At 46.4% G+C, this 19,266-nt stretch carries 18 protein-coding genes; 2 read left to right on the forward strand and 16 right to left on the reverse strand.

What is annotated here, in order from left to right; genetic code table 11:
- Positions 1 to 20: 20 nt before the first annotated feature.
- The 9 genes from hflC to N288_RS18200 form a co-directional block, all read right to left on the reverse strand.
- Positions 21 to 956, reverse strand: coding sequence for a protease modulator HflC (gene hflC, locus N288_RS18160; protein WP_009791366.1), 936 nt, complete (start codon positions 954 to 956; stop codon positions 21 to 23).
- Positions 949 to 1,917 carry an FtsH protease activity modulator HflK gene (hflK, locus tag N288_RS18165; protein ID WP_022544265.1) on the reverse strand — a complete coding sequence of 323 codons (969 nt, stop codon included), beginning with the start codon at positions 1,915 to 1,917 and terminating at the stop codon, positions 949 to 951. The genes hflC and hflK overlap by 8 nt, the downstream gene beginning before the upstream one ends.
- 242 nt (positions 1,918 to 2,159) lie before the next feature.
- Complete coding sequence (pnpS, locus tag N288_RS18170; RefSeq protein ID WP_009791364.1) at positions 2,160 to 3,923, reverse strand: two-component system histidine kinase PnpS; 1,764 nt, start codon at positions 3,921 to 3,923, stop codon at positions 2,160 to 2,162.
- Positions 3,923 to 4,636: a response regulator transcription factor gene (locus N288_RS18175; RefSeq protein ID WP_009791363.1), complete on the reverse strand. Its 714-nt coding sequence runs from the start codon at positions 4,634 to 4,636 to the stop codon at positions 3,923 to 3,925. Before N288_RS18175 ends, pnpS begins: the two co-directional genes overlap by 1 nt.
- A gap of 221 nt (positions 4,637 to 4,857) precedes the next feature.
- Positions 4,858 to 5,334 (reverse strand): MaoC family dehydratase, encoded by a 477-nt coding sequence (locus tag N288_RS18180; RefSeq protein ID WP_009791362.1) that lies wholly within the window; start codon positions 5,332 to 5,334, stop codon positions 4,858 to 4,860.
- Positions 5,335 to 5,442: 108 nt separating this feature from the next.
- A complete protein-coding gene (mdh, locus tag N288_RS18185; RefSeq protein ID WP_009791361.1) occupies positions 5,443 to 6,381 on the reverse strand; it encodes a malate dehydrogenase in 939 nt (312 codons plus the stop codon).
- A gap of 130 nt (positions 6,382 to 6,511) precedes the next feature.
- A complete protein-coding gene (gene icd / locus N288_RS18190) occupies positions 6,512 to 7,780 on the reverse strand; it encodes an NADP-dependent isocitrate dehydrogenase (protein ID WP_009791360.1) in 1,269 nt (422 codons plus the stop codon).
- 240 nt (positions 7,781 to 8,020) lie between these two features.
- The gene (gene citZ / locus N288_RS18195; RefSeq protein WP_009791359.1) at positions 8,021 to 9,139 is read right to left on the reverse strand and encodes a citrate synthase; all 1,119 of its coding nucleotides are present in this window, start codon (positions 9,137 to 9,139) and stop codon (positions 8,021 to 8,023) included.
- A 369-nt stretch (positions 9,140 to 9,508) separates the two neighbouring features.
- Complete coding sequence (locus tag N288_RS18200) at positions 9,509 to 9,967, reverse strand: DUF441 domain-containing protein (protein ID WP_009791357.1); 459 nt, start codon at positions 9,965 to 9,967, stop codon at positions 9,509 to 9,511.
- Between the two features lie 383 nt (positions 9,968 to 10,350).
- On the opposite strand from N288_RS18200, the gene ytvI reads away from it, so the two are divergent.
- Positions 10,351 to 11,478 carry a sporulation integral membrane protein YtvI gene (gene ytvI / locus N288_RS18205; protein ID WP_009791355.1) on the forward strand — a complete coding sequence of 376 codons (1,128 nt, stop codon included), beginning with the start codon at positions 10,351 to 10,353 and terminating at the stop codon, positions 11,476 to 11,478.
- A gap of 80 nt (positions 11,479 to 11,558) precedes the next feature.
- Here the strand turns inward: ytvI and N288_RS18210 are convergent, their stop codons facing one another.
- On the reverse strand, positions 11,559 to 11,945 hold the full coding sequence (locus tag N288_RS18210; RefSeq protein WP_022544267.1) for an FxsA family protein: 387 nt from the start codon (positions 11,943 to 11,945) through the stop codon (positions 11,559 to 11,561).
- 36 nt (positions 11,946 to 11,981) lie between these two features.
- On the opposite strand from N288_RS18210, the gene N288_RS25230 reads away from it, so the two are divergent.
- Positions 11,982 to 12,158, forward strand: coding sequence for a hypothetical protein (locus N288_RS25230; RefSeq protein ID WP_156917018.1), 177 nt, complete (start codon positions 11,982 to 11,984; stop codon positions 12,156 to 12,158).
- Here the strand turns inward: N288_RS25230 and pyk are convergent.
- The 6 genes from pyk to N288_RS18240 form a co-directional block, all read right to left on the reverse strand.
- Complete coding sequence (gene pyk, locus N288_RS18215) at positions 12,131 to 13,891, reverse strand: pyruvate kinase (RefSeq protein ID WP_009791352.1); 1,761 nt, start codon at positions 13,889 to 13,891, stop codon at positions 12,131 to 12,133. The two genes, N288_RS25230 and pyk, sit on opposite strands and share 28 nt — an antisense overlap.
- Before the next feature lie 173 nt (positions 13,892 to 14,064).
- Entirely contained in the window at positions 14,065 to 15,024 is a 960-nt protein-coding gene (gene pfkA, locus N288_RS18220) for a 6-phosphofructokinase (RefSeq protein WP_009791350.1), read from the reverse strand.
- Positions 15,025 to 15,294: 270 nt separating this feature from the next.
- Positions 15,295 to 16,272 (reverse strand): acetyl-CoA carboxylase carboxyl transferase subunit alpha, encoded by a 978-nt coding sequence (gene accA / locus N288_RS18225; protein ID WP_009791349.1) that lies wholly within the window; start codon positions 16,270 to 16,272, stop codon positions 15,295 to 15,297.
- Positions 16,266 to 17,132: an acetyl-CoA carboxylase, carboxyltransferase subunit beta gene (gene accD / locus N288_RS18230; RefSeq protein WP_009791348.1), complete on the reverse strand. Its 867-nt coding sequence runs from the start codon at positions 17,130 to 17,132 to the stop codon at positions 16,266 to 16,268. The genes accA and accD overlap by 7 nt, the downstream gene beginning before the upstream one ends.
- A 198-nt stretch (positions 17,133 to 17,330) precedes the next feature.
- Positions 17,331 to 17,897, reverse strand: coding sequence for a FadR/GntR family transcriptional regulator (locus N288_RS18235; protein WP_050767249.1), 567 nt, complete (start codon positions 17,895 to 17,897; stop codon positions 17,331 to 17,333).
- Between the two features lie 66 nt (positions 17,898 to 17,963).
- Entirely contained in the window at positions 17,964 to 19,202 is a 1,239-nt protein-coding gene (locus N288_RS18240; protein WP_022544269.1) for an NAD(P)-dependent malic enzyme, read from the reverse strand.
- Positions 19,203 to 19,266 lie beyond the last annotated feature (64 nt).

Consider the following 19,266-nt stretch of genomic DNA (forward strand, 5'->3'; position numbering starts at 1 on the left):
GGCGCGCAGCTATTTGCCTGCTAGTTTGTATACCCCATCAACAGGCGGGCATACGGCGAATCGGAAGGAAGCACAATAACAGACTCCCCATTGATCGTCTTTTTATAAGATTGAAGTGTTCTGTATAGAGAGTAGAAATCAGGATCTTTTGAAAACGACTGATTGTAGATGCGGGCAGCTTCTGCCTCACCCTCCGCCCGGATCGTTTCTGCTTCAGCCTGTGCCTTTGAAAGCATCTCTTTAACGTTCATGTCTGTTTCTGCTACAATCCTGTTATTTTGCGCATCACCCTGTGAAAGATATTCCTGTGCCTTTGTATCCCGCTCGGAAATCATCCTTGTGTATACAGACTGCTCATTTTCGCTTGGCAGATCGGTCCTTTTCATCCTGACATCCGTCACAACGACCCCATACTGGTCCCTGGACAGCATCTCATTCACCTGTTCAGTGATCCTGTCATTGATTGAACCGCGGGAAGAGGCTTCTTCATCAGTGATGATGTCCTCATATTCCAAATTTCCTAGCTCTGCCCTTACCACCGAGTAGATGAATTCTTCCATTCTTGACTCTGCTTTTTCCATCGTCTGGGCATTTGCAATCAGCTTCTTGGGATCCTCGATTCTCCAAACGGCATAATTATCAATAATGATCCTTTTCTTATCTTTCGTATTAATTTCCGCTTCATTGACATCATAGGTCATCTGATACTTAGGCAGGGAAGTGACACTCTGGATGAAAGGAAGTTTATAGCTGAGTCCGGGATCCTTCTCAATCCTGACTACTTCTCCAAACTGGCGGATAACCCTGTACTCGCCTTCCTTCACGATAAAGAGGTTGGCAAAGACCAGAATCAGTGCTGCGATGACAACTACAAGAAAAATGCCTGCTTTAATATAGTTTCGCCATTGAAACCCGTTTCCGCGCTCATTTATATTCACTACATTCTGATCATCCATTGCTTTCACTTCCTTCCTCTGCCGGTGCCTTAGGCTGCTCCTTCTCAAGAGGCCTGATCGGGAAATATTTCATGGTATTCCCGTCATCATTCATGATATAGATTTCAGCACCGGGAAGAACCTGCTCAAGCGTTTCGAGCACCAGCCTCTCCCTTGTGATATCAGGGCTGTTCTTATATTCCGCGTACAGCTTATTGAATACGGCTACATCACCAGTCGCTCCCTGGATCCTTGCAGTTTTATCTCCTTTTGCCTTGGAAATCATGGCATCCTCTTCACCGGCTGCCTCATTCATTCTCTTATTCTTATATTTCTTGGCTTCATTTATTTTAGTATTCATCGTCTCACGGGCATCTGTTACATTGGTGAATGCCTTGCGGACTTCATCATTGGGAAGTTCGACATCCTGAAGTTTGACTGCCAGTATCGATATGCCAATATCATATTTTTCAATCAAAGAAGTCAGCATCTCTCTGACATCCCCTTCGATTTGCGCCTTGCCTGAGGTTAAGGCGTCATCGATCTTGGAATTGCCTATGATGCTTCTTAATGAGGCAGAAGTTGCATCATACATGACTTCCTCAGGATTATCAGCATTAAAAAGGAATTTTTCAGGATTTGTAATTTTCCATTGCACCACAAGGTCTGCATGGACTATGTTCTCATCCCCTGTAATCATCTTTGTATCTTGAGGATGTTCCTTTACCTTCCCATCTTTTTCTTCATAACCGAATTGAAGGCTGAAGGTTTCTTTCGATAGCTTTTCTACTGATTGAATTGGCCATGGCATTTTAAAATGCAGTCCAGGCTCATTGATGCCCTGTTCCACTTCACCGAATGTCAATATGACAGCCTGTTCAGATTCGTCGACTGTATACCAGGTCGTGAATGCTGCAATGCTCAGTATGATAATCAGGACCGCGAGGCCTAATATCGTATAAATCCTTTTTAAACTGACCATTCCCTTGCTCCCCTTTCTGTTTTTATCTCTGCCTCTTAATACGGCTGTATAACAGAAAGGTTTCAATATGATTACAAAAAAGCTGAATAAATGGCGAAAGACGAAAGCGGGGTCTGCTTTCGTCTTTCTGGTTTGGCTCCTTGGATGAAGGGGTTTTTCATAAATGATTGTATCAATGGAATATTAAGGCACAATAAACACCATGTAAAGAATGTGTAAACTTAAATCCATATGTACGCATTTTATGAAATTTCCCTGTGCAGCTGCACTTTAAAAGTTGTCCCCTTCCCCACTTCACTTTCAACCGTAATGCTGCCTTTGTGGGCCTCAACGAGATGCTTAACGATTGCAAGGCCAAGGCCAGTGCCTCCGGAATTCCTGCTCCTTGCTTTGTCGATCCTGTAGAACCGTTCAAAGATCCGGGGAATTTCATCCTGGTCAATTCCCATGCCTGTATCCTTAACCTCAACCTGGACCTTATCTTCCTTTTCCTCCAGCGATACGGATATTTTTCCGCCCTGCGGAGTATAAGTAATGGCATTGGTCAGCAGGTTGATGAACACCTGCTTCAGACGGTGAGGATCTCCCTTGATCCACCCATTTCCCGATTGATCTGAATACTCTATATCAATAGCCTTATCCTTTGCTTTTCCATTCAGTATCGCCAGGCATTCGCCAAGCAGGCTGGAAAGATCCATCTCCTGGACAGAAAGCCTGAACCCCTGCTGTTCTGTTTTGGAGAGATCCAGCAGATCCTGGATGAGCGACTGGAGGCGGTCGCTTTCTTTCAATATAATGTCCAGGAAAGCCGATAACGCTGCTTGATCATGCATAGCACCGTCAAGCAGTGTTTCTGAAAAACCTTTAATAGAGGTGATCGGTGTCTTCAGCTCATGAGAAACATTAGCGACAAAGTCCTTTCTCATCTGTTCGAGCTTTTTTAATTCCGTTATATCATGGAAAACAAGCAGGATACCTTTCCATACATCATTCGTTCCGATGATCGGGACTCCATACACCTCAAAATGCTTGCGCTCAATTGCAACCGGGATCACCATTTGCTTTCTTGTTTTCTGTTCTGTCATGAAGATATCTTCAACCAGGTCGGTTATTTCTTTTTGTTCAATCACTTCATAATAAAGATTGCCGACATAGCCGTGAGGCTCCAGGCCGAAGATTTCATAGTATGGCTTATTCACAAGGCTGATATAGCCCCTGCTGTCAATTAAAATAAGGCCGCTCCCCATGTTTTCAATCAGGGTTCCCAGCCGGTCCTGCTGCATTTCCTGGGCCTTAACCATATCCTGCAGATTTCTGGCAAGGACATTGATCGAGGAGCTGAGCATACCGGTTTCATCTATATTATCCTCATACGTCCTTGCACGATAATTTCCTTTTGCAAGTTCAATGGCGACGTTAGTAGCTGATTCAATTGGCTTCGTATATCTCGCAGCAATCTTTGAGCCCAGGAGGATGATGACTGCAAGTGCAAGCCCAAGGCTGACAGTCAATATCCACCAAATCTGCCTGTAGGCTTTTTTCAGCTCTGTCATCTGTGAGCTGAGAAATATATAGCCTTCATTTGCTCCATCCTGGATAATCGGCTTCCAATAATAATGCAGATCAAAGCCGCCTTCAACCTCGAAGACCTCCTCATCTCTGCCTGTTTTGCTTAGGATTCCCTGTATAATCCCTTCATGCCTGCTATCAATGCTTTCTCTTTCACCTTTGCTGTCATAACGGATGGTGCCGTCATCATTGACAATGGTGACACGGACACCCAGCATTTCCCCAAAATCGAGGATGGTTTTTTGGCTCAGCGCATCAATCCCCCCGCTGTCTTCAATATATGTAGAAAGCATCTCACTTTCCTTGATGAGCCTTTCATCGAATGACTTAAGATAATAGCTTTTAAACAGCTGGCCCAGCAGGAGGCCCAAACCTACCAAAACAGCAATGATAAGCGTGATCAGGGCAAAAAGAAGCCTTGTGCGGAATTTGGTCATCAGCCCTTCGGCTCCTCCAGTTTATAGCCCAGCCCCCTGATTGTTTTTATATAAGCCGGCTTTTTCGTATTCTCCTCAATCTTTTCCCGCAGATGGCTGACATGTACATCCACGATTCTTGTATCGCCTGCGAAATCATAATTCCATACAGCACTCAGCAGCTGGTCCCTCGTCAGCACCCTGCCTTTATTTTGGGCAAGGTAAAGCAGGAGTTCAAATTCCTTCGGTGTCAGTTCCAGCAGTTCTTCCGAGAAAAATGCCTCATAATGCTCCGGGAAGATCTTCAGCCCGCCTATCCGGATAGAATCAGAATCCTCTTCAGCCTGCTCCTGCTGCCCGGCCGTCAGCTGAGTCCTGCGCAGGATTGCTTTTACCCGGGCAACAACCTCTCTCGGGCTAAAAGGTTTTGTCATATAATCATCAGCGCCAAGCTCCAGGCCAAGCACCTTATCAAATTCATCATCCTTTGCAGTCAGCATGAGGATGGGTGTATGTATTTTTTCCTGGCGAAGCTGCTTGCAGACCTCTATGCCATTGAGCTTTGGCAGCATTAGATCCAGCACGATCAGATCCGGCCTTTCCTGCAGGGCAAAATCCTTGCCGGACTCTCCATCCATTGCAGTGATTACCTCATATCCTGCCTGTTTCAGGTTATACTCCAAAAGGGTGACAATGGATTGTTCATCATCAACTACTAGCACTTTTTTATCCATAAAGGCCTCCAATAATCTATATTACCCCTGTAAAAACCCCAAGTACCACAGCTCTATTATAATATATGGGGCCGGAGGAAAAGCAATAAGGAATATTCCGGGATAAGAAATATGATTTACAGGATGTCTCACAACCGGTGGACAGTCCGAGCATGAGATTTAAGCTAAAAAAGATTAAAAAGATCCGGAATGCTTCCATTCCGGGTCTAAATATTGTCTATTTAAAAGTTATCCAATGCGCTGCCTTCCATTCCTTCCAGGCGGTATGGAGGGCATACAAGGAGAGAACCGCTTAATGCGAGTTCGCCTTCTTCCGTGATGGCCTCCACTTTGATTGTTACTGTATGGCTGCTTTGATTTACGTCATCCACCAAAAATAAAAATTCGATGACAGAATAATGGAACACAGGTTTATGATACTCAATCTCCTGTTTAAGAATATGAGAACCCGGACCAGGCAAATACTTGGAAACCGCCGAAGATATGATGCCATTCAGCATGATATTGGGTACTATCGGTTTTTTATAAGGCGTCTGGGAAGCATAGTCATGCTGGATATAAAGAGGATTTGCATCATTGGTCAAGCCAAGATAAAGCAGCAGATCCTTATCCTCTATTTTTTCTGTTAATGTCAGCTTTTCCCCTGCTGTTATTTCTTCAATTCTCCTGCCCAGTTTGCGCTTTTTTCCTAGAAGCAAGGAAGAGCACCTCCAATTTTTGTAATCGTTTTCATTTATAAGTTTGATAATTCAGTTATTTATTTTAAAAAAAATCGGGGGTATTCCCCCCCCCGATCTGATTGTTTATCAAGCAAGCACATCCATCACATTTCGGACAGCCTCCGCCGATTTATCCAGCGCAGCTTTTTCTTCGTCTGTCAGTTCCAGTTCAATGATTTTTTCGATCCCGTTCGCCCCAAGAATGGTTGGAACGCCAAGATAAATGCCTTCATAACCATATTCCCCTTCAAGATAAGCAATGGAAGGCAGCACCCGCCGCTGGTCTTTAAGGATTGCTTCGCACATCTCCACCAAAGAAGCAGCCGGAGCATAATAAGCGCTTCCGTTTCCAAGAAGGTTAACGATTTCTCCTCCGCCTTTGCGTGTCCGCTCAACGATTGCATCCAGGCGGTCCTTCGGAATCAATGTTTCCAGCGGAATGCCCCCTGCATAAGAATAGCGGACAAGCGGCACCATGTCATCTCCATGTCCGCCAAGGACGAAGCCTGTAATATCCTTAACAGAAAGGTTAAGCTCCTGGGCGACAAAGGTGCGGAAACGCGCCGTATCAAGGATGCCTGACTGGCCTATTACCCGGTTTTTCGGGAAGCCTGACTCTGTGAAGACCGTATAGGTCATGGCATCAACCGGGTTTGTCAGGACAATGATATAGCTTTCAGGAGAATATTTTACAATTTCCTGCGCGACGCTTTTCATGATTTTTTGGTTGGTCTGAACAAGGTCGTCGCGGCTCATGCCAGGCTTGCGTGCAATTCCGGCTGTAATCACCACGATATCGGAATCCTTCGTATCTTCATAGCTGGATGTGCCTGTTATATTGGCATCAAACCCCTGTACAGGACTTGCTTCAAGCATATCAAGCGCTTTTCCTTTTGTAGGGTTTTCCATTTGAGGAATATCCACAAGGACTACATCCCCAAGCTCCTTTTGGGCAAGCAGGAAAGCTGTCGTTGCTCCGGTAAATCCTCCGCCGATTACAGAAATCTTTTTGCGTTTCAATGTCATGACATGTTCCCCCTTAAGGAATGGTTTGGTACGCAGCCTGCAGCTGGCAGGGCAGCGGCCGGATATCTCCGATTATGTAAGAGGCCGTCCTCTGATGAGAACCGGCCTCCTGAAAAAGTTCCTGCTGGTTTTACTTCATGTTCTTGATCAGCTCATCGCCGAACTCAGAACATTTCACTTCTGTCGCACCGTCCATCAGACGCGCAAAGTCATAAGTCACAACTTTTGATGCAATTGTATTTTCCATGGATTTGACGATTAAGTTCGCAGCTTCAGTCCAGCCAAGATGCTCAAGCAGCAATACGCCTGACAGGATAACTGAAGATGGATTAACTTTATCAAGACCGGCATACTTAGGTGCAGTGCCGTGGGTTGCTTCAAAGATTGCATGTCCTGTTACATAGTTGATGTTTGCTCCAGGAGCGATTCCGATGCCGCCTACCTGTGCAGCCAGTGCATCAGAGATATAATCTCCGTTCAGGTTCATTGTAGCCACTACATCAAACTCGCGCGGACGTGTAAGGATCTGCTGAAGGAAGATATCGGCAATGGCATCCTTGACGATGATTTTGCCTGCAGCTTCTGCATCAGCCTGTGCATTATTGGCAGCTTCTGTCCCCTGCTCTTCTTTGATGCGGTCATACTGGGCCCAAGTGAATACTTTGTCGCCGTATTCCTTCTCAGCCAACTCATAGCCCCAGTTTTTGAATGCGCCTTCTGTGAACTTCATGATATTGCCTTTATGTACAAGCGTTACTGATTTGCGGCCTTCCTTGATGGCATAATCAATAGCTGCACGGACTAAACGGCTTGTGCCTTCTTCAGACACTGGCTTGATGCCGATTCCTGATGTCTCAGGGAAACGGATCTTATTGACGCCCATTTCGTTTTGAAGGAAAGTGATCAGCTTCTTCACTTCATCAGAGCCTTTTGCATATTCAATCCCTGCATAGATATCTTCCGTATTTTCGCGGAAAATAACCATATCAGTATCCTGAGGACGCTTGACTGGAGATGGGACACCTTCGAACCAGCGTACAGGGCGCAGGCAGACATACAGGTCAAGCTCCTGGCGAAGGGCAACGTTCAATGAACGGATCCCGCCTCCGATTGGAGTTGTCAGCGGACCTTTAATCGCAATCAGGTATTCGTTGATAAGTTCAAGCGTTTCAGATGGAAGCCATTCGCCCGTCTGGTTGAATGCCTTTTCACCTGCAAGAACCTCTTTCCAGACGATTTTGCGCTCGCCATTATAAGCTTTCTCAACTGCAGCATCCAATACTCTTGATGCTGAAGCCCAAATATCCGGTCCAGTTCCATCTCCCTCGATAAATGGGACGATAGGATTGTTAGGCACGTTTAAAGCGCCGTTCGTTACAGTAATTTTTTCACCTTGCATGGTTTCTCCCTCCAAATTCTTAAGCATAGGCCGGCACACATCACCCCAGCAGCAGAGACCAGCGGGAAAAAGCTGGCCGGAAATGCCGATCGGTGCGCGGTTTTCTCCAGGAAACGGAAGTTTAAAAGTGCAGCCTATCATTCTATCATGCTGCCATCCTATCCTCTTTAAAAAGAGGCATCCGAATTCCCTTCTTCTATTACATCAATTTTTTACTGAAAAGTAAAATTGTTTACTATATTATCCGCGTTCAGCAACCGGAACATATGTCTGCATACCCGGTCCTGTATAGTCGGCGCGCGGACGGATGAGGCGGTTGTTTTCGTATTGCTCCAGAATATGGGCAAGCCATCCGGATACGCGGCTTACGGCAAAGATCGGCGTAAACAGGTCATGGTCGATTCCCAGGCTGTGATAAACAGATGCAGAATAAAAATCAACATTTGGCGGAAGGTCTTTCTCTCCTGTCACAATGTCCTCAATCTGTGTTGACATCTGATACCAGTGCGGCTCACCAGTCAGATGAGTCAGCTTTTCAGACATTTCCCTCAGGTGTTTGGCGCGCGGATCGCCTTTACGGTATACGCGGTGGCCAAAGCCCATGATTTTTTCTTTATTGTCCAGCTTCTCGCGAATATATGAATCTACATTATTCAATTCGCCGATTTCTGTAAGCATCTTCATGACGGCTTCGTTTGCTCCTCCATGAAGAGGCCCTTTAAGAGCGCCGATGGCTGCAGTGACACCGGAATAAACGTCAGATAATGTCGCTACACAGACACGGGCAGTGAAAGTGGATGCATTCAGCTCATGGTCGGCATGCAGGACAAGCGCCTTGTTGAAAGCTTCAACTGCGATATCTTCCGGCTCGTTGCCAGTAAGCATATAAAGGAAGTTGGCAGCAAAAGTGAGATCCTTTCTAGGGGCGATCGGATCAAGCCCTTTGCGCACACGTGCAAATGCCGTAACGATCGCAGGCATTTTGGCCTGCAGGCGGACTGCTTTGCGGTAATTGGCCTCTTCATTCATTTCATCTGCTTCCTCATCATATAAGCCAAGCAGGGACACAGCTGACCTCAGCGCAGCCATAGGATGCACCTTATCAATCGGATACATTTTGAAATGTTCAAGCACTTCCTGAGGAAGTTCCATATCTTCTGCCAGCTGGTTCTTAAGCTCTTCCAATTGTTTGGCAGTCGGAAGCTTCCTGTGCCACAATAAATAGATTACCTCTTCAAAACTTGCATTTTCCGCCAGATCATCGATATTATATCCCACATAAGTGAGCGTATCATCGATGATCGAGCTGATAGAGGAAGTAGTCGCCACTACCCCTTCAAGTCCTCGTGTTGCTGTCATATGAACCTCTCCTTTACAAATTGATTTTCCCCTTGCCGGTATGCCTGTAAACATGCCGGCATGTCCAAAAATAGCACCGGTAAAAGATCATTCTGTTCAGCCCGACCGAGCCTGTTGTGTAATAGACTGCAGAGCTGATGCTGCAGGTTTTTGAACAAAGCTCCGCAAGCCTGATATATCGAGCGCTTGCTCGGAACCAGTATTAAAAAAAAGAAAATGCTTTCATTTTTTCGTTGCCGCCTTTTACTGATTCTGGCGGCAGGAAATTGTAAAAAGGTTACGCTTACAAGTCCTATTATAAACAATTATCTGATATTTGTGAATGAAAAGGCACTCGAAATGTGAAAAAATTATTATTTTTGGAGAAAACTATTTTAGAAATTCAAATAGTCTCATTGCCATGTAAGCGATTCCAGCTCCGATCAATGGCCCGACTGCAACCCCCTTAAACAGGGATACGGCCAGAATGGTCCCAAGAACAAGCGCTGCCGTAATATGCGGATCCTCGGTCAGCAGTGTCAATCCGCCTTTTGCAATCAGCGCGACTGCCATTCCCGAAATCAGGGCAATCCAGGCGTACGGCGATTTAAAAGCTGCTGTCAGTTCCTTGAAACCGATATCTCCGCTTGCAATCGGGGCCAGTACTGCGATGGTAATGACCGTGACTCCCCAATTGACTCCTTTTGACTGCAGCACGGAAAATATCTTTGAATCAGCACCAATGGCTTTTATAGCCACCAGCACCATGACAGCGAGGACAAGAGAGTTATTTTTCGCAGCCAGCCCGATGGCCAGCAGCAGGATCAAAAAAATAAGCGACTGGGACATATTATTCTTCCTTCCTTCATACTTTCATTATTTTAACATAATATAATTAAGGTTTTTTATTGATTTGCCTGACAATGCGCACATGCTGCCACATTGCTTTTCAGTCTGGTCTTCCTCCTGATTCTGATGCTATTGAAGCTGCTTAATCGCTTTTTCTTTTGAAACATATGCAGCAGGACAATGGACCGTCTTCAACGAATATGTCACTATATGCTGGTCCTGGCTGCTTTAGCGCCTGCCCCAAAAAATCATCTTTTTTCCGGCAGTGCCGAATCTTATTCCAGCGGGGAACGTAAATATGAAGTGATGCCTGCTGAGCAGTGCAGTACGGCAGAGGGCAGCACCCGGCGCAAATTTGAATATCCCAAGGAGGAAAAACGGTTTTGAATACTGTTTATCTGAATCGATCCCTGAGATTTATTGTAGTTATTGGAGCAGTCCTCCTGCTCCTGGCTGGTTTATTTTATGTTTCAAAGGTAACCTATCCGTTTATAATCGGATTCGCCATTGCGTTTCTGATGAATCCGCTTGTCAATTTCCTCGTCAGGAAAGGGAGGATGCCAAGGGCTCTCGCCGTTCTTATCAGCCTGATTCTTATTTTTGCCTTTTTTGCCGGTCTTATTACTCTGCTGATTGCCGAGATCGTCTCTGGTGCAGACTACCTGGCACAGGTGGTCCCGAATCATCTTGAAACGCTGATTACATATGCCGAAGACTTTTTTGCAGGACAGCTGATCCCGCTTTACAATCAGCTCACCAGTATGTTCAACAGCCTGGATACGGGACAAAAGGATACCATCCTCGCCAATATCCAAAATGTAGGCTCCAGATTCGGAGCGACCGCAGGATCTTTTATACAATCGTTTTTTGAAAAAATCCCAAATATCCTTTCCTGGTTCCCTAATGCTGCAACCGTCGTGATTTTTTCCCTTCTGGCCACTTTTTTCATCAGCAAAGACTGGTACAGGCTTTCCATCCTGGGGAACAGGCTGCTCCCTGAAAAAGCAAAAGCCAGCAGCGCAACAGTTTTCACCGATCTGAAAAAGGCCTTATTCGGGTTTGTCAAAGCACAGGCTACCCTGGTCTCTATCACTGCTATCATCATATTAATCGGGCTGCTCATCCTTCGTGTAGATTATGCCATCACGATTGCCCTCGTTACAGGGATCGTTGACATCATCCCTTACCTGGGCACAGGCCTGATTTTTGTCCCTTGGATTATTTACGAGGCCATTGCAGGAGAAATGAGCACCGCAGTCGGACTGGGAGTCCTATATGTCATCGTCCTTGTACAAAGGCAGATCATGGAGCCGAAGGTGCTTTCCTCCAGCATAGGCATGGATCCGCTCGCTACCCTGGTTGCTTTGTTTGTCGGCTTTAAGACAATCGGTTTTCTTGGCCTCATTGCCGGCCCTGTAGTCCTTGTCATTATCACGACCCTCCATAAGGCAGGCGTGTTCAGGGATTTATGGCTTTACATTAAAGGTAATGACAGAAGAAAGCCTGTATGAACAGGCAATGAAAAGAAGAAAGTCTGCCATGCAGGAAGCGGGGGAATAAGGAACCCGCTGCTCCAGGGCAGACTTTCTTTCTATCTGATAATCTTAATGTTTCCTCTTTGAATCCTGCTCCTGAAAATTTTCATCAGGATATTTTTGAAGAATATCCTTGAAGGGGGCAGCAGCAGAAGGAAACCAGTTATATCTGTAATAAACCCGGGCGTCAAGAGCAGCGTGCCGCCGACTAGGATGCAGATGCCATCCAGGACCGCATCTCCCGGAAGCTGGCCGCGGCCGAGCTGTTCCTGTACCCTGCGGATTGTCTCAAGCCCCTGCTTCTTTGCCAGGTAAGCACCCAGCAGGCCTGTACAAATGATGAGCAGGATGGTCAGCCATACACCGATGACCTTTCCTGACAGCAGAAGAACTCCTATTTCAGCTGCCGGGATGACGATCAACAGCAGAAGAATATAGCGCATTTCTTTTCCTCCAGTCTTGAACAGGTGGTGGATTACATGCCAGAAGACATTTTTTCTAAAATACCTGCCTGTCCCTATTATAAAACTGTATGGCTTAAAAGACCAATTATGCAGGAACAGCACATCATAAAATTAATTTTTGACAAAAAAGAAGAAGGGCGGCAAAACCCTTCTTCTTTTCTTAATTACAGGACGCTGGCATGTCCATTATAGATGATGCCTCTGCGCGAATCGACTGTGATTTCCTGGCCATCCTTGAAAATGGAAGTAGCGTTTTCCGCACCCACGATAACAGGAATTCCAAGATTAAGGCCGACAACAGCTGCATGGCTTGTCAATCCGCCCTCTTCCGTAATCAAGGCACTGCATTTTTCAATGGCAGGAACCATATCACGGTCAGAGCCGACTGTGACAAGAATGGAACCTTGCGTGACCTTTTCAATCGCTTCCTTTGCATCCTTTGCGACAACCACTTTCCCGAACGCTGATTTGCGGCCGATGCCCTGTGCTCTCAGTGCTGCATCGCCAATCACGTGAATCTTCATCAGATTCGTTGTTCCTGCCTCGCCAACAGGGACGCCTGCAGTGATGACAACCAGGTCGCCTGAACCGACTAGTCCGCTGTTCATGCTTTCCTGTACAGCTGAATCGAGCATATCATCCGTCGTTGAAGCTTCCTGTCCGACCTGAGGATATACACCCCAAACCAATGAAAGGCGGCGTGTAACAGATTCTTGGGAAGTTACCGCAACAATCGGTGCCTTTGGACGATATTTTGAAATCATCCTTGCTGTATGGCCGCTTTCCGTTGGAGTGATGATTGCATTAACATCGAGATTCAAAGCAGTATGTGCCACAGACTGGCCGATCGCATCTGTGATATTATGTTCGTTATCCTTGCTGCGGTTAGAAAGGATTTCTTTATGATCAAGCGCTGATTCTGCACGGGAAGCGATGTTATGCATCGTCTGCACTGCTTCTACCGGGTATGTGCCTGCTGCTGTTTCGCCGGATAGCATGATGGCATCTGTGCCGTCAAAGATCGCATTGGCCACATCGCTTGCTTCTGCACGCGTCGGGCGCGGATTGCGCTGCATAGAATCAAGCATCTGTGTAGCGGTAATAACAGGCTTGCCTTGAATATTGCACTTTTTGATCAGGCTTTTTTGCACAAGAGGAACCTCTTCTGCAGGGATTTCAACACCAAGGTCGCCGCGGGCTACCATCAGACCGTCAGATACTTCAAGGATTTCATCGATGTTGTCGACGCCTTCCTGGTTTTCGATCTTAGGGATGATTTGGATATGTGAAGCATTATTATCTTCAAGCAGCTGCCTGATTTCAAGAACATCCGAAGCACGGCGCACGAATGATGCAGCAATGAAGTCTACTCCCTGCTCAATTCCAAAAAGGATATCATTTGCATCCTTCTCTGTAATTCCTGGAAGTTTTACAGAAACGCCTGGAACGTTAACGCCTTTTTTATTTTTCAAAGTTCCGCTGTTGAGGATCTTTGTATGAATTTCACTGTTGGCCTTATCAATCTTTGTTACTTCTAATCCGATCAGGCCGTCATCCAGCAGGATTTTTGAACCAGTATGGACATCGTCAATCAGTCCGGCGTATGTAACTGAAAATTTATCGGCATTCCCCAGAACTTCATTCATTGAAACAATGATATTGTTTCCGGCTTCCAGCTCGACTGCCCCGTTTTCCATATTGTTTGTACGGATTTCAGGTCCTTTTGTATCAAGCAGGATTGCGACCGTCTTGCCAGTGCTTTTAGAAGCCTCGCGGATGTTTTTGATCCTTGCTCCATGTTCTTCAAAATCTCCGTGGGAAAAATTCAGACGGGAAACGTTCATTCCAGCTTCAATCAGCTGTGTCAATTTCTCAATACTTTCACTGGCAGGGCCAATCGTACAAACGATTTTCGTTTTGCGCATATTTCACAAACCTCCTGATATATTTGCACAGTCAGATTCCTCCTACTGTACCTGTGCTTGCTTCTGCAAGCCATTGCGTTCATAATCCAGGGCGTTCCGGCTCCTTAATCCGATCATGAGCCGGCCCTGATGAAAAGGCGGGGAGGCTTCCTCGCAAGCCTCCGCCATTTTCTTTAAATGGAAAGCTCCTGTGACAGTTTGTACAAGTCAAGGTCAACAGTGTGCTTTCTGCCCAATGCTTCAATAATATCATAATCAACCAATTTATTCTGCTCCATGCCTACTGCACGGCCGCCTTTGCCATCCAGCAGCAATTCCACAGCACGGGCGCCGAGCCTGCTTGCCAGCACACGGTCAAAAGCAGTCGGAGATCCGCCGCGCTGGATATGGCCCAGTGTTGAAATCCGGTTATCAGTGCCGGTGGCTTCTTTCAGCTGCTTTCCGAACTCATGGCCGCTGCATACACCTTCAGCAACCACGATGATACTGTGCTTCTTGCCGCGTTCATTCCCTTTTTGAAGACGATCTGCGATATCATTCATATCGTAATTTTCTTCTGGGATCAGAATGGTTTCTGCTCCGCCTGCAAGGCCAGCCCAAAGGGCGATATCTCCTGCATTCCGGCCCATAACCTCAATGATGAAGGTTCTTTCATGAGATGTAGCTGTATCGCGGATTTTGTCGATCGCATCAATAACTGTATTCAAAGCCGTGTCAAAGCCGATTGTAAATTCTGTACCAGGGATATCATTGTCGATTGTGCCCGGCACCCCTACACAAGGATATCCTTGCTCAGTCAGGGCTTTGGCGCCCATGTAGGAGCCATCCCCGCCGATTACGACAAGGCCGTCAATGCCATGCTTTTTGAGCTGATCGATCCCCTTTTGCTGTCCTTCTTTTGTCTTGAACTCTTCGCATCTTGCTGAATAAAGCATTGTGCCGCCGCGGTGAATAATATCGCCGACTGAACCAAGCTCCAGTTTCTTGATATTTCCGCTGATCAAGCCTGCATATCCGCCGAAAACGCCATATACTTCAATTTCATGGAAGATCGCCTTTCGGACTACGGCACGCACAGCTGCATTCATTCCGGGAGCGTCCCCTCCGCTTGTTAATACGCCAATTCGTTTCAACATAATCACCTCATTAATTGTCAATAGCAATAAACTATGTAAATGGATAAAATAGGAAAGATCTATATTTGAGAGGATAGTTCATACCCTCTTATTATAAACATAATAGCAGGGAATATTTCTAAAATACCATGAAGAATGGTCTATCTCAACTTAATCCTGCACGAAACAGCAAAAGACGGAATTATCGCTAAAATGAAAGCGTTTAACCTTTAGCCTGACGACTTTTCCCATGTGGAGTAAAAGAAAAACGTGCTGGAAGCACGTTTTTTAATTTACCCCAATATAGTCATTCAAAAACGAGTATTCACCGATCGACTTATATTTTTCATATCTTTGGCTGACAAGCTGCTCCACCGGCAAGCCTTTCAACTCCTTCAGTGCCGAGTACAAGATGCTCTCGATTTCGAAGGCCTGTCCTCTCGCATCTTTATGAGCTCCCCCTTTGATTTCCGGGATCACTTCGTCTACAACTCCCAGCTCTTTCAGATCCGGAGCGGTGATTTTCATTGACTCTGCCGCCCTTTTCGCCTGGGCTGCATCTTTCCAGAGAATTGCTGCTGCCCCTTCTGGTGAGATGACGGAGTAGGTGGAGTTTTCAAGCATCATAATGCGGTCCCCGACTCCCAATGCCAGGGCGCCTCCGCTGCCGCCTTCACCGATGACGACACAAAGGACGGGCACCGTGAGGCCAGCCATTTCAAATAGATTTCGGGCAATGGCTTCGCTCTGTCCCCGCTCTTCTGCTGCCTTCCCGGGATAAGCGCCTTTCGTGTCAATGAAGCAAATGATCGGACGGCCAAACTTCTCCGCCTGCTTCATCAAACGGAGTGCCTTGCGGTATCCTTCAGGATGAGGCATCCCGAAATTCCTGCGTATATTTTCCTTGGTATCCTTGCCGCGCTGCTGGCCGATTACCGTGACAGGAAGTCCCCTGAACTTTGCAATACCTCCAACAATGGCTTCATCATCCCCAAAGGCCCTGTCTCCATGGCACTCAAAAAAGTCAGTAAAGATGTGGGATATATAATCAAGCGTCGTTGGCCGGGAAGGATGGCGTGCAATCTGCACCCTGTCCCAAGGCTTCAGATTCTCATAAATATCCTTCTCCAGCTTCTCAAGGCGGTTCTCAAGCTTGGTTATTTCGGCAGAAAGGTCGACTTCTGCATCTTTTGTAAAATCCTTCAGCTCGGCAATTTTCTTTTTCAGTTCGACGACCGGCTTTTCAAATTCAAGTTCTCCTACCATTCGAAGTCACCTCCTTGATGAATGCTGAGTATGTTGGCTACTTTCTCCTTCAGCTCCGTCCTTGAAACCACTGCATCAAGCTGGCCATGCTTAAGCAGGAATTCAGACGTCTGAAAATCTTCAGGCAGTTCTTCTCTTATCGTCTGTTCAATGATCCTCCTGCCCGCAAAGCCGATCAGTGCTCCAGGCTCTGCCAAATTGTAATCCCCCAGTGAGGCAAAGCTTGCTGAAACGCCTCCTGTAGTAGGATGGGTCATGATCGAGATAATCAGGCCGCCATTATCGCTGAAGCGTTTCAGCGCAACGCTGGTCTTGGCCATCTGCATAAGGCTGAGTACCCCTTCCTGCATCCTTGCCCCGCCGGAAGCAGTGAAAATGATGAACGGAACAGCCAGTTCATCCGCTTTTTCAATTGCCCGGGTGATCTTCTCCCCGACTACAGATCCCATGCTTCCCATCCGGAAAGTCGAATCCATTACAGCCACAGAAACTTTCATGCCTTCTACTTCACCAGTCCCCGTTACGACAGCCTCATTGATGCCTGTCTTTTTGCGGTCTTTCTCCAGCTTCTCTACATAATCCGGAAAGCCAAGCGGATTTTCAGAAATCATATTAGCATTAAGCTCTTCAAAAGTATGCGGATCGAGGAAGCTGTTAAGCCGCTCACGGGAATTCATGGAATGATGGTGCTGGCAATGGAAGCACACTTTTAAATTTTTGGACAGCTCTTTCGTATACATGATCTTTTTGCAATTAGGACATTTCGTCATAATTCCCTCTGGAACATCATGCTTTGCGGTTTCCGAAGGTATGGTTGCATATTTCTTCTTTTTTGGTTTACTGAATATATCTTTAAGCAAGGTGAACCTCCCCCATTCGTTACATAAGCAATTAATATCAGGCAAATGCCTCAGGAACTATCAGCCCCAATATACTTAAATACTGCTTAAGATCCAGTGGTCAGACCACCGATCTAAAAAACGAAGCCTTTTCAGGCGCTTCGTATGTTTGTCCCTATCAATATAGAACAATCGCTTTGCAGAATCTGCAAAAAACTGTCACCGCTGAATCGACAATTTCCTCAAATCCCGGTACACTCTTCTGACTTCTGATTCTTTCCGGGTTGAAAGAGCGTCGATAAGATTTGTATACTCTTCGAGTGTGGCATCGGCTCCTTGCAGATGCAGTGAATTGTAATAATCCTTCAGGATCAGCCACATTCTGATGAACAGATGGTTATCCGCCAGGCTGACAATTTTGTAAAAAAAATCATCATCTGCAAAAGCAGATGAATCCACCCACTTCCGCAGCTCCAGAAGCTGGGCATCTTCTGCCTTGCGCATGACCAGCCACAGGCAGTCCATCTCAATCAGGTACTTGGTTTCCCTGACATCATGCTTTGATCTTTCATCCTGCAGGATGAATGTACTCAATAATTGTACAAGCTGGTGCCCCCTGAAGTCACGGATGAATGTCCCTTCCCCGCGCCTTGTCTCAATAAGGCCAAGCAGTTCAAGCGCCCGCAGCGCTTCCCGGACGGAAGAGCGCCCGACATTCAGGCGCTCTGTCAGTTCCCGTTCAGAAGGCAATTTGTCCCCAGGCTTCAAGCCATCCTCCTGGATCATCGATCTTAATTCTTTCACGATTTCAACATATACTTTGGAGCCTTCCGACAAATTCACGCTCTCTGATCACTCACTTTTTCCAATGACTGCAAGTCTGCTTGTTTTTGCCTTTACTTCTTCAGGATCCACTTTGATCCTGGCTACGCCCGTCTCCATGGCTGCCCTCGCTACCGCTGCAGCCACCGCCGGCGCAACCCTCGGATCAAACGGTCCCGGAATGACGTAGTCTGCAGTCAGCTCTTCTGTGCTGACCAGGCTTGCAATTGCTTCGACCGCAGCCACTTTCATTTTCTCATTTATATGTGTTGCCCTCACATCCAGGGCTCCGCGGAAGATTCCGGGAAAAGCAAGGACATTATTCACCTGGTTAGGGAAATCCGACCTTCCGGTGCCCACAACCATTGCGCCTGCCTCTTTTGCTTCTTCAGGCATGATCTCCGGATTAGGATTGGCCATCGCAAAAATAATAGGATCCTGCTTCATCGACCTGACCATGTCTGCTGTCAGAGCTCCTTCTGCAGAAACTCCAATAAATACGTCTGCATCGACAATGACATCTGCCAGGCTTCCTTGCTTATTGTCGCGGTTCGTATATTTCGCCACTTCATTTTTAATATCATTCATGCCCTGCGGACGGCCTTCAAAAATGGCGCCTTTTGTATCGCACATGATAATGTCCCTGACGCCATAGCTGTACAGCAGCTTAATGATGGCAATTCCGGCAGCGCCTGCACCATTAGCTACAACTTTGACCTCATTCATCTTCTTACCTGCAAGCTTAAGGGCATTGACCATCCCTGCAACTGTCACAATAGCTGTGCCATGCTGATCATCGTGGAAGATTGGTATATTGGTTTCTTTTTTCAGCCTTTCTTCAATCACGAAGCAATTAGGAGCCGCAATATCCTCCAAATTGACGCCCCCGAAGGTTGGCTCAAGAAGCTTAACAGTTTCAACGATTTTATCAATATCGGTTGTATTCAGGCAGATGGGAAAAGCATCAACGCCTGCAAAGCTTTTAAAAAGGACCGCTTTCCCTTCCATTACAGGAAGCGCAGCCTCCGGGCCGATGTTGCCGAGTCCAAGCACGGCTGTACCGTCTGATACTACAGCAACCATATTGCCCTTCATTGTATACTCGTATACTGTTTCCGGTTTATCATATATCGCCTTGCACGGCTCAGCCACTCCCGGCGAATAAGCAAGGCTCAGATCCTTGGCATTACGTACCTGGACCTTGGATTTTGACTCCAGCTTTCCCTGGTTTTCGCGGTGCATATGCAAAGCTTCTTCTCTTAGTGTCAAAACGGCTCACTCCTTCGTTTATGCAGAAAGGTTTCAATTGCTATATTATTAAATGACTTATTTT

It is taken from the genome of Bacillus infantis NRRL B-14911 (assembly GCF_000473245.1).
Classification (GTDB): domain Bacteria; phylum Bacillota; class Bacilli; order Bacillales; family Cytobacillaceae; genus Bacillus_AB; species Bacillus_AB infantis.

Coding starts and splice junctions, on each gene's coding strand:
- hflC (WP_009791366.1), bottom strand. CDS start 956: ATGGATGATCAGAATGTAGTGAATATAAATGAGCGCGGAAACGGGTTT.
- hflK (WP_022544265.1), bottom strand. CDS start 1,917: ATGGTCAGTTTAAAAAGGATTTATACGATATTAGGCCTCGCGGTCCTG.
- pnpS (WP_009791364.1), bottom strand. CDS start 3,923: ATGACCAAATTCCGCACAAGGCTTCTTTTTGCCCTGATCACGCTTATC.
- N288_RS18175 (WP_009791363.1), bottom strand. CDS start 4,636: ATGGATAAAAAAGTGCTAGTAGTTGATGATGAACAATCCATTGTCACC.
- mdh (WP_009791361.1), bottom strand. CDS start 6,381: ATGACATTGAAACGCAAAAAGATTTCTGTAATCGGCGGAGGATTTACC.
- icd (WP_009791360.1), bottom strand. CDS start 7,780: ATGCAAGGTGAAAAAATTACTGTAACGAACGGCGCTTTAAACGTGCCT.
- citZ (WP_009791359.1), bottom strand. CDS start 9,139: ATGACAGCAACACGAGGACTTGAAGGGGTAGTGGCGACTACTTCCTCT.
- N288_RS18200 (WP_009791357.1), bottom strand. CDS start 9,967: ATGTCCCAGTCGCTTATTTTTTTGATCCTGCTGCTGGCCATCGGGCTG.
- N288_RS18210 (WP_022544267.1), bottom strand. CDS start 11,945: ATGCGCTATATTCTTCTGCTGTTGATCGTCATCCCGGCAGCTGAAATA.
- N288_RS25230 (WP_156917018.1), top strand. CDS start 11,982: ATGCCAGAAGACATTTTTTCTAAAATACCTGCCTGTCCCTATTATAAA.
- pyk (WP_009791352.1), bottom strand. CDS start 13,891: ATGCGCAAAACGAAAATCGTTTGTACGATTGGCCCTGCCAGTGAAAGT.
- accA (WP_009791349.1), bottom strand. CDS start 16,272: ATGGTAGGAGAACTTGAATTTGAAAAGCCGGTCGTCGAACTGAAAAAG.
- N288_RS18235 (WP_050767249.1), bottom strand. CDS start 17,897: ATGATCCAGGAGGATGGCTTGAAGCCTGGGGACAAATTGCCTTCTGAA.